16 protein-coding genes and 1 pseudogene are annotated in these 14,365 nt (G+C 67.8%); 9 read left to right on the top strand and 8 right to left on the bottom strand.

Annotated features, from left to right (window positions below; translation table 11 throughout):
* Positions 1-33: 33 nt before the first annotated feature.
* Positions 34-207 (bottom strand): transposase, encoded by a 174-nt coding sequence (locus SMIR_RS45080; protein WP_422664494.1) that lies wholly within the window; start codon positions 205-207, stop codon positions 34-36.
* 46 nt (positions 208-253) lie between these two features.
* Between SMIR_RS45080 and SMIR_RS39395 the strand changes: the two genes are divergently transcribed.
* The gene (locus tag SMIR_RS39395) at positions 254-403 is read left to right on the top strand and encodes a hypothetical protein (RefSeq protein ID WP_212728146.1); all 150 of its coding nucleotides are present in this window, start codon (positions 254-256) and stop codon (positions 401-403) included.
* Positions 404-464: 61 nt separating this feature from the next.
* On the opposite strand, the gene SMIR_RS39390 is transcribed toward SMIR_RS39395, so the two are convergent.
* The gene (locus SMIR_RS39390; protein WP_212728145.1) at positions 465-1,187 is read right to left on the bottom strand and encodes a DUF5677 domain-containing protein; all 723 of its coding nucleotides are present in this window, start codon (positions 1,185-1,187) and stop codon (positions 465-467) included.
* Between the two features lie 549 nt (positions 1,188-1,736).
* Between SMIR_RS39390 and SMIR_RS39385 the strand changes: the two genes are divergently transcribed.
* The 4 genes and pseudogenes from SMIR_RS39385 (at position 1,737) to SMIR_RS39370 (ending at position 4,613) form a co-directional block, all read left to right on the top strand.
* On the top strand, positions 1,737-2,015 hold the full coding sequence (locus SMIR_RS39385; protein ID WP_249938570.1) for a DUF6233 domain-containing protein: 279 nt from the start codon (positions 1,737-1,739) through the stop codon (positions 2,013-2,015).
* A 384-nt stretch (positions 2,016-2,399) separates the two neighbouring features.
* Complete coding sequence (locus SMIR_RS39380) at positions 2,400-2,630, top strand: DUF6207 family protein (RefSeq protein WP_212728519.1); 231 nt, start codon at positions 2,400-2,402, stop codon at positions 2,628-2,630.
* A 468-nt stretch (positions 2,631-3,098) separates the two neighbouring features.
* Positions 3,099-3,518 (top strand): hypothetical protein, encoded by a 420-nt coding sequence (locus tag SMIR_RS39375; protein WP_212728143.1) that lies wholly within the window; start codon positions 3,099-3,101, stop codon positions 3,516-3,518.
* A 91-nt stretch (positions 3,519-3,609) separates the two neighbouring features.
* Positions 3,610-4,613: pseudogene (locus SMIR_RS39370) on the top strand (IS5 family transposase).
* Between the two features lie 245 nt (positions 4,614-4,858).
* Here the strand turns inward: SMIR_RS39370 and SMIR_RS39365 are convergent.
* Positions 4,859-5,053, bottom strand: a complete 195-nt coding sequence (locus tag SMIR_RS39365) for a hypothetical protein (protein ID WP_212728142.1) — start codon at positions 5,051-5,053, stop codon at positions 4,859-4,861.
* A gap of 401 nt (positions 5,054-5,454) precedes the next feature.
* On the opposite strand from SMIR_RS39365, the gene SMIR_RS39360 reads away from it, so the two are divergent.
* The 4 genes from SMIR_RS39360 to SMIR_RS39345 all read left to right on the top strand — a co-directional run bounded on the left by SMIR_RS39360 (position 5,455) and on the right by SMIR_RS39345 (position 7,909).
* Positions 5,455-5,775: a hypothetical protein gene (locus tag SMIR_RS39360; protein WP_212728141.1), complete on the top strand. Its 321-nt coding sequence runs from the start codon at positions 5,455-5,457 to the stop codon at positions 5,773-5,775.
* Between the two features lie 292 nt (positions 5,776-6,067).
* Entirely contained in the window at positions 6,068-6,928 is an 861-nt protein-coding gene (locus SMIR_RS39355; RefSeq protein ID WP_212728487.1) for an aldo/keto reductase, read from the top strand.
* Positions 6,929-7,236: 308 nt separating this feature from the next.
* On the top strand, positions 7,237-7,692 hold the full coding sequence (locus tag SMIR_RS39350) for a hypothetical protein (protein WP_212728140.1): 456 nt from the start codon (positions 7,237-7,239) through the stop codon (positions 7,690-7,692).
* A 55-nt stretch (positions 7,693-7,747) separates the two neighbouring features.
* A complete protein-coding gene (locus tag SMIR_RS39345) occupies positions 7,748-7,909 on the top strand; it encodes a hypothetical protein (protein WP_249938569.1) in 162 nt (53 codons plus the stop codon).
* Between the two features lie 451 nt (positions 7,910-8,360).
* Here SMIR_RS39345 and SMIR_RS39340 read toward each other — a convergent pair whose 3' ends face one another.
* From SMIR_RS39340 to SMIR_RS39320, 5 genes are all read right to left on the bottom strand, one after another.
* Positions 8,361-9,386 (bottom strand): aldo/keto reductase, encoded by a 1,026-nt coding sequence (locus SMIR_RS39340; RefSeq protein WP_168488516.1) that lies wholly within the window; start codon positions 9,384-9,386, stop codon positions 8,361-8,363.
* 8 nt (positions 9,387-9,394) lie between these two features.
* Entirely contained in the window at positions 9,395-9,859 is a 465-nt protein-coding gene (locus tag SMIR_RS39335; protein WP_168488518.1) for a MerR family transcriptional regulator, read from the bottom strand.
* A gap of 96 nt (positions 9,860-9,955) precedes the next feature.
* Positions 9,956-10,540: a DUF6262 family protein gene (locus SMIR_RS39330; protein ID WP_168488521.1), complete on the bottom strand. Its 585-nt coding sequence runs from the start codon at positions 10,538-10,540 to the stop codon at positions 9,956-9,958.
* Positions 10,541-10,827: 287 nt separating this feature from the next.
* Positions 10,828-13,161, bottom strand: a complete 2,334-nt coding sequence (locus tag SMIR_RS39325) for a tyrosine-type recombinase/integrase (protein WP_248002745.1) — start codon at positions 13,159-13,161, stop codon at positions 10,828-10,830.
* Between the two features lie 71 nt (positions 13,162-13,232).
* Entirely contained in the window at positions 13,233-14,354 is a 1,122-nt protein-coding gene (locus SMIR_RS39320; protein WP_422664493.1) for an IS630 family transposase, read from the bottom strand.
* Between the last annotated feature and the right edge of the window lie 11 nt (positions 14,355-14,365).

Genomic DNA, 14,365 nt, shown 5'->3' with positions numbered 1-14,365 from the left:
GTAACCATCACGAAATTCCGACCAGACCCGTTTTCAAGGATCCTCATCAAGCGCGGTGTTGGCCAGTTGGGCGACGTGGAATCGGCCCACCAAGAGCGTGGCATGTGGCAGCGAGTCGCGGACGGCAGCCTTGAACGCGGTGCACATGTCAATCGCGACCACGCGCACCTGCCCGCTTCGCAACGGAGCGTCTGCAGAAGTGACCATGGCCTTGGAGCGGGCTCAGATGCCACCGTGAACGGCGGTCGACGCCGTGGCGGCTGCCGACCCGGACATCGAGCGTACGTGGCAGACCCGCCGCAACGACCGTGTCTGTCCCGCACACGCTGCGGCGGAGGGCGTCACGATGCCCGTGAACCAGCCCTTCGAGATGAAGGGGCTGGCCGGTGCGGTTCCCCGGTGACCCGCTCGCCTCCGCTCCCTGACCCTGAACTGCCGCTGCCGTCTGCGCTATCGCACTGCGCCTACGGACGCCGCGGAAGCAGGTTCTCGGGCAGCCCCAGGTCTCGGCACGCCTCGGTGACCAGCTTCTTCATGGGGTCCCCCGTGATCATCGGACTGATCACGCTGGCCGCCTGCAGCAAGGGGATCGGCATCCAGCACAGGTCTGCGAGTCGATCGGTGTGCGCCTCCTGGTGCACGATGAGGCGCCCGTCGGCGGCCTGCTGGAGGTAGACGCCGGCGGTGAGGTCCGTGGTGTGCGAGAACGACGACAGGTTGCGGTAGATCGGGTACATCATCGGGTCGCCGTAGCCCTTCACCATGTTCATGAAGTTCTTCAGCTCGCCGAGCAGCTGTCCGTGCCGCTTCCGCTCCTCGTCGGTGGTGAACCCGAAGTCGGGCTTCTCGCCGATGTCGACGCTGGCTGCGGGCAACTGCCAGTTCACCTCGACCAGGTTGTCGAGCAGGTTCTTCTTCGACTTCCAGGAGGCCTCGGCCAAGGCGAAGACGGCGGGCTCCCCGTTGTCGGCGAGCCAGTGCATGGCGTACGCGTGGCCGATCAGATTCCGCATTAGCGGGGCCACCTCCACGGTGTACCCCTGCTCGAAGAGTGTCATCATCGCCTCCGCGGTGCGGTTGGCGAAGCGCCACCACCCCGCCAGGGTCGGGAAGACCACGTGGTGTTCACTGCTCGTCAGGGCCTGGACGTTCAGTGCGTCGTTGGCCCCGTCAATCAGCTTGGGCACGATCGCGCGTACCCTCTTCGCGGTCTTCTGATCCGCCCGAAATGCGTAAGTCATAGTGATCGACGGTACGCAGCCCAACCCGCGCGCGCAGCCGAATATCCGGGCCTCTGCGGGCGGTGTTCTCCAAGGGCAGCGAGCACGCGACGGTAACCACCCCCGGTGTGCATGGTCCGCCGCATGCCGAACCGGATCATCAACGCCCTCTGAGGACGAACAGGCAGCCGTCACCGACGGTCAGACCGCGATCGACCAGCTTCTCGGCAGACTTGCAGACATCCCCACGCCTTCTGGTCCCACCCCGCGCCAATTGCTGCCGATCGTCGAAGTCCGGCGGGACACGGACGACGACCGGTGACGTTCCTGGAGCGTGCGGGAATCGACAGGCCTTCGCCTTTTTACTACAGCCTCGGAACTGGTGAGGACGCATCTTAGGATGACGCAGAGTGACGGCCGCTGAGCCGTTCTGCGGCGCCTACTGAACCGGCCCGGCTCGTTACTGAGCCGCGGGCTTGACAAAGCTGATTCCACAGAATGCGGGTGTGGCACGCCATGTGGCTGCAGCGCATCGACACCAAGATCGCCGCCCTCCAGGAGCAGGAAGCCGAACAGGAACAGGGCCGCAAGAACCGGCCCCAGGAGCCGGACTGGATCGTCGAACTCGGCATCGGCAACGGACGCCCGCCCATCGAGGTGCACGTGGGCGGCTGTTACGCCGCGGGCAAACGACGACGCCCCGTCCCGCGCGACGAAGCACGCCGGCTCCTCGCCTCGGGCGTGCGTGCTTGTACACACTGCAAGCCCGACGCCCAGCTCCGCATCCTCGACTGACAGCAAGGGGTGGCGCAGGAGATGTTGCCGCCCGGGCCGGGCGCGGCTCGAACAACAGTGCCAGCCGGGCCGATATTCTGTGGGTGAGGTGACTGGAAATTGTCACCCGGAACAGGATCGATGATGACAACTCCCGCACCTCCGATCACGGAGCCCGACCCGTCCGCGTTGACCTGCCCCGGTGACCGGGTCGGCCTCTGCGCCGGGTGCCAGCGCAAGACACACAAGTACGGCAGTGGCGGCTGTCCGCTATGCCAGTGGTGCATGGCGCCCGTGATGGAGCAGTGGGGTCCGGCTGTGCGCTACGTCAGCACGCGCGCGTAGCTGCGCACCGGTCGGGTGAAGCCGTTCGGACGGGAGAACCTTCGGGGGAGCCGGCGCGTCGTGCCAGGCACGAGGCAGATCAATGACGCGCATGTGGCCGTGCCGGGCCTGGCCGTGGTGGAGGTCGCGGCCGCGGATGACAAGACCGCGTTCGCGATGGAGCTCCCCGGTGAACCGCCGTACGCAGAGGTCGCCGGTACGGGTGGTCACGGTCGGTGCCCAGGGAACCGGCTGATGGCGAAGACTTCGAACGTGATGAGGAAGACCGCGATGGGCGCCGGGACGCTCTGACTCCGAATCGGACACACCTACGGGCCCGGGGGATCAGCCATGACGTCTCCGGGACCCGGCTATATGAAGTCGCGCTGTCCAACGACAGCGGGACTCCAGCGTCACGCCGTGGCCGGTTGCGGCTCCTCCAGCACCCGGCCGGTCTGTGCCGGTGACGCAGGGGCGTCAACGTGACGTCGCAGCACTCACTCGCGAGGGTGGCGGTGTGGAGGCGACCAGCATCAATTTCCCGTCGTTGTGCAGTGCCGCGAAGCGTGAACGATCTCGCGGAGAAGGGTTTCTGCGTGCGGCACACCCCTCACCATAGGGCGAAAGGGTCAGATAAACCCATAACGCCGAGTTGTCCTATGTGCTCTCCTGTCGCCTATCACCCGCACCCCTGCCGCCGCTCTCATAGGGCCGGTGCTGACGGCATGAATGCCCGGCACAGTCAGTGTGTGTCCCAGCGCGACAAAGGAACTCAATGACATGACGACTCCAGCGAATTACCGGAAGGGCTCGACGTGGCTCCAGACCAGCCCGGTCGACTTCAATCACGACCTCACCTCCGCCGACCGCATCGATGAGCTGATCTCCGAGGTCCCGGAACTCAAGATCCCCTTCCCCGGGGTGTGGGAGATCTCCTACCACGCCCGCTCGTACACCGGCGGGACCGCAACGTCGGATCAGCTCGTCCGCACTGCACTGTTCAAGAACCGCAGCGTGCTCATCCCCGGCATTGAAGCACTGACCGGTGGGCGCGCGGTCATGCAGACCACCGCCGGGCAGACGATCCTGGAAAAGTTCGACGCCAATGACGTCATCACGCTCTACGCCTTCCGCTTCGGGCAGAACCCCGCCGCCGTCATCAGCAACGGTGACGGGCGTACGGGAGTCATGGCGCACTGAGTGAGCCCCGGGTTCTAGGGCGCGTATCGAGTCGTGATCAATCTGCGGGATTTGCTCTCGCGGCGGGGTCTGGTCCGGTAGGCCTTCTTGCGTGACGCGAGTGCAACTGACGGATGCAGAGTGGGAGTTCATCGGGCCGTACCTGCCGATCGGCGCGTACGGCCCGTACCCCGAACGGCTTCGGTACCAGTTCGAGGGTGTGATCTGGCGGTTCAAGACCGGCGGGCAGTGGCGGGAGATGCCGCGGGAGTTCGGCGCCTGGTCGACCGTGCACAACCGCTTCCGGCAGTGGCGTGACGCCGGCGTCTTCGAGGCCCTGCCGGAGGGCCTGATCGCGGAAGCGGCGAAGCGGGGCGAGGTGGACCTGTCCCTGGTCAGCATCGACTCCACCACCGCGCGGGCACACCACGACGCCGCCGGGATGCACCTGGGCGAGGACGTCATCACTGCACTGGAGAAGGCTGCCGCCGAGGAGGAGAAGACCAGGTCAAAGGGGGCAGCCTCGAAGAACAAAGCGGGCAGGACGTCACAGCAGATCCCGAGTGGGAGGAACGACGACGCATCCGGCGTCGGCGAAGACTCCGCCTGAAGGCCGCTCTCCTCGGACGCTCCAGGGGCGGGCAGACCAGCAAGGTCCACCTGGCCGCCGACCGCAAGTGCCGCCCGCTGGCGTTCGTGCTGACCGCGGGCCAGGCCGCGGACAGTCCGCAGTTCATCCCGGTGCTCAAGAAGTTAAGGGTCCGCGGCCCCGTCGGCCGTCCCCGCACCCGGCCGGACGCGGTCGCCGGAGACAAGGCCTACTCGTCCCGCGGCAACCGGGCCCACCTGCGCCAACGCGGCATCAAGGCAGTCATCCCGGAGAAGAAGGACCAGGCCGCCAACCGAAAGAAGAAGGGCTCCGGGGGCGGCCGCCCCGTCAGCCACGACGCCGACCTCTACAAGGAGAGGAACACCGTCGAGCGCCTGATCAACAAGCTCAAGGCCTGGCGAGGCATCGCCACCCGATACGACAAGACCCCGGACAGCTACCTCGCCGGCCTCCACCTACGCGCCTCGATGATCTGGATCAAAGACCTCACCCGGACCACCCATTGATCACGACTCGATACGCGCCCTAGTCCCCTCCTTTCGGGCGGCCAAGCCGGCCATTCCCGTATTGGCAATCATGGCTCACGCTTGTGCGCCGGTTGACTTACTGACACGCGTCACCAGGCTTGAACACGGCAAGGCACCCACCCGGAAGCGCGCAAGCCACTGCCCCGGCCCGACATCCCATGCCGAGCCGGGGCAGCACTTCGAATCCGGCCGTGCCTCACAAGGCGCCAGAGGGCAACGCGCCGTTACTGAAGGCGTCCTTGCACGCGGCTGTGCTGCGCCTCTTCGTACTGGTTGGTGCTCTGGTTTTTGATCGTGTACTTGGCACTTTGGCCCGATCCCTGGACGGACTGCACCGTGCCGTCGCATTGCTGCTGCTGGTCGTTCTGGTACCTGACCTTGTCGCCCTGTTTGTACTGCTGTTGGGGTTGCGGGTTCACGGTAGCCTCCTGTGATCATTTTCCGGTCGCGTCCGTGTTTCCCCGGCACGCTCCCCCAGTCACCGCTAGGGACCGACAACCACCCATAAAGGGGAAACGGTTGTCCGCTGACATCGAACCCAGTCCGTGGGCGTCCTTGCCATCCATTCCAGTCGCCGCAGGCCAGGGTGTCCCGTCGCAACTGGTCTGGTCCGACCACTGGGCCCTGAGCTGGGGCGACCAGATGGATTGAGACGACTACTTGACACCGATCCCGAGTGGTCTGGTCCGATGGGACAGTTCCCCTCCGGCTGGGTCAGATGACCTGGTCCGGCAGTTGCGGATACGAGCGCCCCGCCCCACGCATCGTGACCGCGCCCGTCACGGGTTGATCGGTTCGCGCATCGGGGTAGTGAGCGTGCATGGATGAGATCCTGGTGGAAGAGGACTTCGCGCATATAGACGGCCGCGACATGAACGTCATCCTCGACCTCCTCGACGAGCTGAACCTCGAAGCCGAGCCCACCGCCCCACGCAGCAGCGGCAGGGGCCGTCACTGGGAGCTGACCATGTACTGGCAGCCGGCGGGACCAATCCCGGAGAGTACCGAGGCGGGACTAGCCGACACGGTCGCCAAGATCAGGGACCACTTCGTCACCGCCGGGAAGCGACCGCCATCGAGGGTCGCCGTCTACGGCCGGGATGGATTGGTGCTCTGGACCTTCCCACTGGATGCCACGTAATGGGCTATCCCTTAACGGATCAGCGATCGGCCGATCGCCCATTCGGAGCCGCTGTGCAGGCCGATGGCCCGCAGGCGATGTCCCGGAGCACCGCGGTATGTGCGGACCGAGGCTGCGTCCTGACCACGGGCGGCTGCCGGACACGCGCCAGCTGCCGCGCTTGCGGCGCGCTGTTTCCGGTTCTCCCGGCATGGGGGGGGACTGCCGGGCGTATCCGGGGAACAGCGGTGGACATGAGCCTGGAAGCGTAAAGTCGCGGGCGTCGCATCGCGTTACTCCAGGGGGTATGGAAGTGCACAATCGCCGCATCGGCAGCGCCACAATCAGCGCCATCGGGCTCGGTGGGATGCCGCTGTCCATCGAGGGGCGGCCAGATGAGGAGCGCGCGGTCGCGACCGTCCATGCCGCGATCGACGCTGGGATCTCATTCATTGACACGGCCATGTCGTACTGCCTGAACTCGTCCGAGACCGGCCACAACGAGTCGCTGATCGCCCGCGCGCTCGCGTCGTACGGCGGCGACACCTCCGACGTGCTGGTCGGCACGAAGGGCGGGGCGGCTCGCGGAGCCGACGGAGCATGGTCCTTCAACGGGGATCCCGCGACCTTGCGGGAGGCGTGCGAGGACTCGCTCAAGCGGTTGGGCGGGGACTCCATCGGCCTCTACCAGCTGCACGTGCCGGACCCGAATGTGCCATACGCCGATTCGGTGGGCGCGCTGCGGGACCTGTACGACGCGGGCAAGATCTGTGCCGTCGGCATCTCGAACGTGAACTCCGACCAGCTGCGCGAAGCCCATGGGATCCTTGGCGAACGGCTGGTGTCCGTACAGAACAATTTCTCGCCGGCCGTCCGCGACAGTGAGCCGCAGATGCGGCTGTGCACCGAGCTGGGGATCGCCTTCCTGCCGTACAGCCCGCTGGGCGGTACCTCCCGTGCGGGCGGCCTGGGTTCATCGCACTCGGCATTCGCCCGAATCGCCATGGAGCATGATGCCAGCCCGCAACAGGTCTGCCTGGCCTGGGAGTTGGCAAAGTCCCCGATCGTCGTCCCGATCCCAGGGGCGTCCCGGCCGACGACCATCCGTGACTCGGCTGCAGCGGCCGATCTGAAGCTCACCGAAGCGGAGTTCGCCGAACTCGACGCCGCCTAAGGGCTTGGGACGGAGTGTTCCGGTGCGGCAGATATAAAGGCGCGAGTACCCGGGGCCAGCCCCACTGTGGCGAGGAGAAGCACTGCTGGGCGCCATGACTCTGACGCCCATTCACCTTGTGCTGTGTGGCCTGATCCCACTCCAATGAGTGGTGTGCATCGCGAAGTGGCAGGTCACGGGCCTGGTGTGATTCTGTGCGCGGGTGCTCGTGCTGGTCGCGCGGGGCAGTCTGCCGTGTAGATCGTCGGGCAGGGAGGTCTTCGCGGGTTCTGGTCCGTTCCAGCCCGGGGACTCTTACACTCCCGGGCATGGTGGACCCCGAGGTGCTGGAACGGATCGCCGTGCGCTGCGCGGAACTGGACAGTCTGGAAGAACAGCTGGTCAAGCAGCTGGACCAGGTGCAGGCCGAGCGGGACGAACTCGCGGTCGCCGAGCGGGTTCTGGCGAGGATGAGCGAGCAGATCGCCGGGGAACGGGCTGCCGTCGCACCGGCGTCGGCGCAGGTCGGCGGGCGGGCGGTGCTGCTGGTCCCGCACCGCGGCGACAGCTCGGACGAGACCGCGCTGCCCGGCGACTACCGCCGGATCCTGGAGATCGTGCGGGCCGTCGGCGGTCCGGTGCAGGTGCGGACGGTGGGCGAGGAGTTGGGCCTTCAAGTGGAGGTGCGCGGGAAGTTGGAGCCGCTGCGGGCGAAGTTGGTCAAGCTCGCGGACCGCGGCTGGCTGCGCAAACTGGGCGACGGGAAGTTCACCGCTCGCCTGTAACCGTCCCGGCCCTGCATGCCACAGTGGCGCCTCGCTCGACGGTGCCGACGTCGTCGTGCTGGCCACAGAGTGGCCCGAGTACCAGCAGGTCGACCCTCACACCCTCGTGGACCGGCCCGGGACGCCCCTGCTCGTGGACTGCCGCACCACTCTCAACGCTGAGTCCTGGCGCGCGGCCGGCTGGACCGTCCACCAGCTCGGACGTCCCGGAAAGTAGCGGCTCCAGACACCGGTTGGGTGGGCCACCTTCGCCCTGTACGACTTCTCACCTGCCACACCGGGCAGCCGGTGATCGTCGGATAGCACTCCTCCGGCATGCGCCGACGCGGGTGGGGCACCCGTCAAGGGTGCCCCACCCGCGCGTATTTCCACTGCTGGGCGCCGGCGTGGTGGCGAGTCAGGGCGTGCCAGCGCCGCTCGAAGTCGTCGGCCTCCCCGGCAACATAAGTGGGAGTGAGCGGCTTGTTGTACTCGATATTACCGACCGCAGGAGCTCGGATACCGGCTCTGAACTGCGACGATTCATAGACTACATGCCCGTGACGGGGAGTTGGGGTCGTTGCTGTAGCTCGTCCGGGTGGTCTCGTGACACGGCCCGTCCACCGGGGCGATGGGCGGCCCGTGAGGTCGTCAGCGGGACAGGACCACGTTGCGGATTCCGGGTTGACCTAGGCTTCCCGGGCTGCCGAGGTGAGGGACATGTCCGCGTAGCGGTCGCCCGCCACCTGGCCGGCGATCGGCTCGAGGAGCGCCAGCTCCTCGGCGGTCAGCGTGATCCGGGTGGCTGCGGCGTTCTCGAGGAGGCGGCTGCGCTTGCGCGTTCCGGGGATCGGCACGACGGTCAGGCCGTGCGCCTGCGCCCGCTGCTGCAACCAGGCCAGGGCGATCTGCGCCGTGGTGGCGCCACGGTCGGCCGCGATCTTGTGCAAGGGTTCCAGGAGCGCGGCGTTCGCCTTGGCGTTGTCGCCGCTGAAGCGCGGCATCTGCTGCCGGAAGTCGCTGCTGGAGAGGTCTTTGCTCGCGTCGGTGAAGGCACCGGTCAGAAAGCCCCGGCCGAGCGGCGAGTACGGCACGAAGGCGACCCCGAGCGCGGCGGCCGCGCCCACCGCGCTGCGCTCGACGTCCCGGCTGAAGACCGACCACTCCGTCTGCAGGGCGCTGATCGGGTGCACGGCGTGCGCCTCGCGCAGCTCGGCACCGGTGACCTCACTCAGCCCGAGGTGCTTGACCTTGCCTTCCCGTACCAGTTCGGCCATGGCGCCGACAGACTCGACGAGCGGGACGGCGGGGTCGCGGCGGTGCATGTAGTAGAGGTCGATGACCTCGACGTTCAGGCGGCGCAGACTCGCCTCGACGGCCTTCTTGATGTAGGCGGGATCGTTGCGGATAGCCCGGTAGCTCGGGTCGTCGGCACGGTACTCGATGCCGAACTTGGTGGCCAGAGTGATCTCGTCGCGGTGCGCGGCGACGAACGGCGCGAGGAACTCCTCGTTGGCACCAACGCCGTACATGTCGGCGGTATCGATGAGGGTGACGCCCGCCTCGACGGTGGCCTCCAGCGTGTCGCGGGCCGCCGCGTCGTCCGTCTGTCCGTAGGCGACACTGATGCCCATGGCACCGAAGCCCTGGACGCCGACGAGGGGGCCGCCGTTGCCCAGCTCGACCTTGCGGATCTGTTCGATGGCATTGCTCATGAAGGCGCTCAGTCCCTTTCCGACGCCCGGCGGGCGCCCGCAAAAAAGTCGATCTTGGAGTCGAGTACGGCGACGGTGTCCTGCAGCTCCGCGATGCGCGCCACGACCTCGCGCCGGGTCTGTTCCAGAATTTCCCGCCGTTCGTCGAAGGTGACCTCGCCCCGGCGGACCAGCTCCGCGAAGCGGACCATGTCGGCGATCGGCATCCCGGTCAGCCGCAGCTTGCCCACGAAGGAGAGCCAGTCCAGGTCCCTGTTGTCGAAGCGGCGCTGGCCGCTGTGCGACCGCTCCACCTCCGGCATCAGACCGATCTGCTCGTACCAGCGCAGGGTAGGCGCGTTGAGCCCGGTGTACGCCGCGACCTCGCTGATCGTGTAGCGGTCCTGGCCGTCGGGTCGCGGATGGGCCGGCCCCACGGGCACGCAAGCGTCCATGGGCGGGGACTTCACGGGAGTGCTGTCGGTCACCGTCATGCCGACCACGCTAGAACCTTCAAGTGCACTTGAAGCAAGTGCACTCCGCGCAGACGCCTCCTGGGCCGGGCGCCGCTACGGAGGGGCTGCGGGATTTTAATCAGGCGATGATCCCGGGGCGATGAGGGCTTCGAGGTCGGCGATGCGCCGGTCCTGGAAGCGGAGGTTGGAGCGGGCGGCCTTGAGCCGTTCGTCGAGGGTGCGGTTGTCGGCCGTAAGCTGGCGGATGCGCTGTTTGAGGGTGGTGTTCTCGGTGGTGGTCCGCTGGATGGCTTCCTCGGTCCATTCGGCCTGCAAGTCGCGGATTTGGCCGAGGAGTTCGCCAATGCGGGTGCGTTGGGTGAGGATCTCGGCGTGGGCGGCCTTGAGGGCTTCCTCGGCGTTCAGGGCGCGTTCGCGCCAGGTCGCCTCGTGTTCGTCGTCGTTGGCGAGCATTCGGATCCGGCGTTCGCCGGCCTCGGTCATCGCTGCGACGACCGCGGCCCTGGCCTTGGGGTTGTCGTAAAGGAAGGTGCGCGAGACGTCCGCGCGGCGGGCGACGGCGGCGACGCTGACCTGGGCCTTCTCGCGTAGGAGCCAGGCGATGGCCTCTTGGACGCGCTCAAGGGCGGTCTCGGTCTTGCGACGGCGGGCGGCCAGGGCCGCCGCGGTGCGGGGCTCGAGAACGGTAGCAGTGTTCATGCAACTTCCTGTTCAGGGTCGTCACCGTCGGCTGCGTACGTATCGCTGTACCCGTCCTGCTCGTTGTTGCCCGCGTGGGCGAGGTCGGCGGCGCGGAAGGCGGTGGACCACACGCGGTGGAAGTAGTCCTGGGGTTTGCGCAGGTCCAGGGCGAGGGCGTCATCGAGGAGGCCGAGGCCGGCCAGGGCCTTCTCCAGGCCGTCGATGGCGCGGGCGGTGGGCTCGAAGTGGCGGTGGAGGTAGTCGGCGGTGGCGTCGTCGGGAGCGCGCTCGGCCAGGAGCCGCCACTACTCGCGCTTGCGTCGCCAGTAGAGGAGATCGGCGCCGGACAGGACGAACTTGTCGCAGTTGTGGCAGTCGAGGCTCCAGGGGCAGGCACCGCCGTCGACAACGGGCTGGAAGGTGCAGAACCCGCCTTCGGCGGGGGTGCTGCGGCGGGACAGGTCGATGGCCAGGGCCTGGGCCTGTTCGCGGGTGAGCGGGGTGGTGTTGCTGGTGAGGAGTTCGCCGGGGTTGGTGGTGCCGGGGCCGGCGACCCACACGTGCTGAAGGACGTTCTCCAGGTCCGACTGGGTCAGGTGGACGTAATGCTCGGCCATGCGGTCGGAGAGCTGGCCGAGGTAGCGGCGGATGTGGGTCAGGGTCGCGCCATGCCGCAGCAACCGGGTGGCCAGCGTGTGGCGGGCCTGGTGGGCGACGTAGTGACCGCCGAGGTCGAGGTCGTTGATCCAATTGCGGAGGCCGGTGTGGAACCAGGTGTAGGACAGCGCGCGGCGGCCGTCGGGGTTGAGGATGTCGGTGGGGAACAGGGCCAGGTGGGCGCGCTCGGCGGGAGTGGGCGGGCGGCCGACGTGGCGGTCGGCGTAGTGGGTCAGGGTCTTTTGGCGGCGTTCTTCGAGCCGGTCCAGGAGATGGTCGGGGATGCGGACGGCCGCGTTCAGGTTGCCGACCTTGGTCTGGTCGTGCCAGAGCAGGGGCAGCCCGCCGTAGCGGCCGACGCAGTCCAGTCGGAGCTGGATGACCTCGCTGGCGCGCCGGCCGGTGACGATGATGGTCTCCCACACATCCCGCAGGCCGCGGTCGTGCGGGTCGTAGCTGTCGGCGAGCTGCTGCAGGTTGACCTCGTCCGCCAGGGCGCGGGCGACCTCGTCGGGGAAGGGGTTGCGGCTGCGGGGCGTGCCCGGGCCGCCGACCGGCATGGCAGCGATGAAGCCGCGGTCCAGGCCGATCTGCTCGGCGCTGCCGCTGTCCAGCGCGCCGCGCAGCAGGGACCGGCCGTAGTTGAACACCAGCCGGCGCGAGTTCTCGGTGACCTTCGACCTTTTGCCGTCCAGGCGGGCCTGGCCGCGGAAGGCCAGGCCGAGGCGTTCGCGGTTGCGCAGGTCCGCGACGAAGCGGTGGACGTGCTCGCCGCGCAGCACCGCTGGATCGTGGCCGCCGCCCGGCGCCTCGGCCTCCAAGAACGCGGACAGCTCCGCGCCCGCGCGGCGCACGAAGTCCACCGGCTGGGCGCTGCGCGGACAGGTGGGCGAGCGCAGCACGCCGGCGATGTGGTCCCACAAGAGGTCGCGCAGCCACCGCTGGGAGATGCAGGTCAGGTCGACGTAGCTGGAGCGGCCCGGGAAGCGCACCCCGAAGTGCTCGGTCTCGATGTAGCCGGCATCCCGGGTGTCGGAGGGGGTGAAGTAGATCTTCCGCAGGGCCTGTTGCATCTCCTGGACCATGCGCTGGTGGTAGGCGCGACGGAAGGCGGACGGGTCCAGGCCGGCCAGGGACGCCACGTCGCGGCGCTGGCACTCGTCCGCGAGCGACTGCACCCACGTCAGATGCCACACGGCGATGGGCTGCAGGCCGTGGACATACATGCACCACTGCAACTCCGCCCGCAGCAAGGGCCGCAGCCCGCGCAGGTTGACCTGCCCGGTGCGGTGCACCGGCAGCTGTGCGCGGCACCAGGCACGGAAGACGACTTCGTCCTCGCAGGTCACCGGGACAGGGCGATCGTGCCGCTCATAGGTGGCGAAGAAGTTCTTCGGCAGCCGGGCCCCGCCCGGCCGCCCGACCCGGATGTAGCCACGCTCGTGCGCACCGCACAACCCCAGCGGCGAAGCGGCCAGTTCGTCGCACACGTCCGCGCGGCACTCCCCATAGCCCGGCAGCGACGGCTGGCCGGCCAGCCACCGCTCGAACTCCGCCTCGCCCCCGCCGGGGTGCCGCTTGGCGTGGCCCAGCCACCTGTTGTGGTGCCGGAAGCACAGCACCAGCTGCAGGCTGAACGCCGACCGCTGCGGGCAGATCTGGCACGTCATCTCCTCCGGCGCCTCAGCGACCGACAGCGGCTCCGCCGTCCGCAGGAAATGAGACCGGCTCATCCCCCGCGCCTCCGCCTCCTGCCACTGATCGGCGTGCACCGAGCACATCGCGTAGCGTCGCCAGCGGGTCCGCGTACAGTCCGGGACGGTGCAGTTCCACGGATAGACCGGGTGGGCCGGCGGGATCTTCAGCACCCCGCCGCGCAGCACCGGGTCGAACTCGGGCCCGCCAATGAGTGCGGTGAGCACCTCCAGCCGGTCCCGTCGCGTGTCGGCATCATGCTGCGACAGTAGGGACAGCGCCGTCACCTGGCCTCACCCCAGACCGTGCGCAGGGCGGCGTCGAAGGCGGGGTCCTGGATGTCGACGTGCCCGTAGACCTAGTGTCCTGCGCCGGAGATCCGTCGGCAGAAGCGGGCGAGGGAGTCGAGGATTTCTTCGGCTGTCTTGGTCCAGATGAACGGCTTGGGGGCTTCGTTCCAGTCCTTGACCCATGCCCGGATGTCGGCTTCCAGGGCCTGGATGTTCTTGTGTGCGCCGCGGCGGATCATCTGGTGGGCCAGGTAGCCGAACCACCGCTCGACCTGGTTGATCCAGGACGAGCCGGTCGGGGTGAAGTGCAGTTCGAACCGCGGGTGTTTGGCCAGCCAGGACTTGATCGCCGGTGTCTTGTGGGTGCCGTAGTTGTCCACGATCAGGTGGACCTGCAGGTGAGCGGGTACTTCCTTGTCGATCCGGATCAGGAACTTCTTGAACTCCGCGGCCCGGTGCCGGCGGTGCAGGGCCGTGATGACCTCGCCCGTGGCGACATCGAACGCGGCGAAGAGCGTGGTCAGGCCGTTGCGGACGTAGTCGTGGGTGCGCCGCTCGGGCATGCCCGGCATTATCGGCAGCACCGGCTGGGACCGGTCCAGGGCCTGGATCTGCGACTTCTCGTCCACCGAGAGCACCACCGCCCCTTCGGGCGGGTTGAAGTACAGGCCGACGACGTCGTAGACCTTCTCCACGAACAACGGGTCCGTGGACAGCTTGAAGGTGTCCGTCAGATGCGGCTTGAGCTGGAACTGCCGCCAGATCCGGCCCACGGTCGACTTCGACAGACCACTGTGTTGCGCCATCGATGTCCGTGACCAGTGGGTGGCGTTCTTCGGGAGCTGTTCCAGCGTGGTGACCACGACCGCTTCCACCTGATCGACGCTGATGGTGGGCGGCCGGCCCGGCCGGGGCTCGTCGGCCAGCCCGTCCAGCCGCTCGGCGAGGAAGCGTCGGCGCCACTTGCGGACGGTGTCCGCGGTCACCCGCAGATCCCGGGCGACCGCGACGATCGGTGGTACCTCCGGGCCCGCGCACGCCAGCACGATCCGCGCGCGCAGGGCCAGGGCCTGGGCCGATGTCGCCCGACGCGTCCACCGTTCCAACAACGCCCGCTCATCATCAGACAGCAGTAACGGTTCCAGCTTCGGGCCCCGACGAGGAACTGACGCACCAGCAGCAGAAGTCACGCAACTACTAA

The sequence above is a fragment of the Streptomyces mirabilis genome (assembly GCF_018310535.1).
Lineage (GTDB): Bacteria > Actinomycetota > Actinomycetes > Streptomycetales > Streptomycetaceae > Streptomyces.
This window is presented reverse-complemented; position numbering and strand designations above follow the sequence as displayed.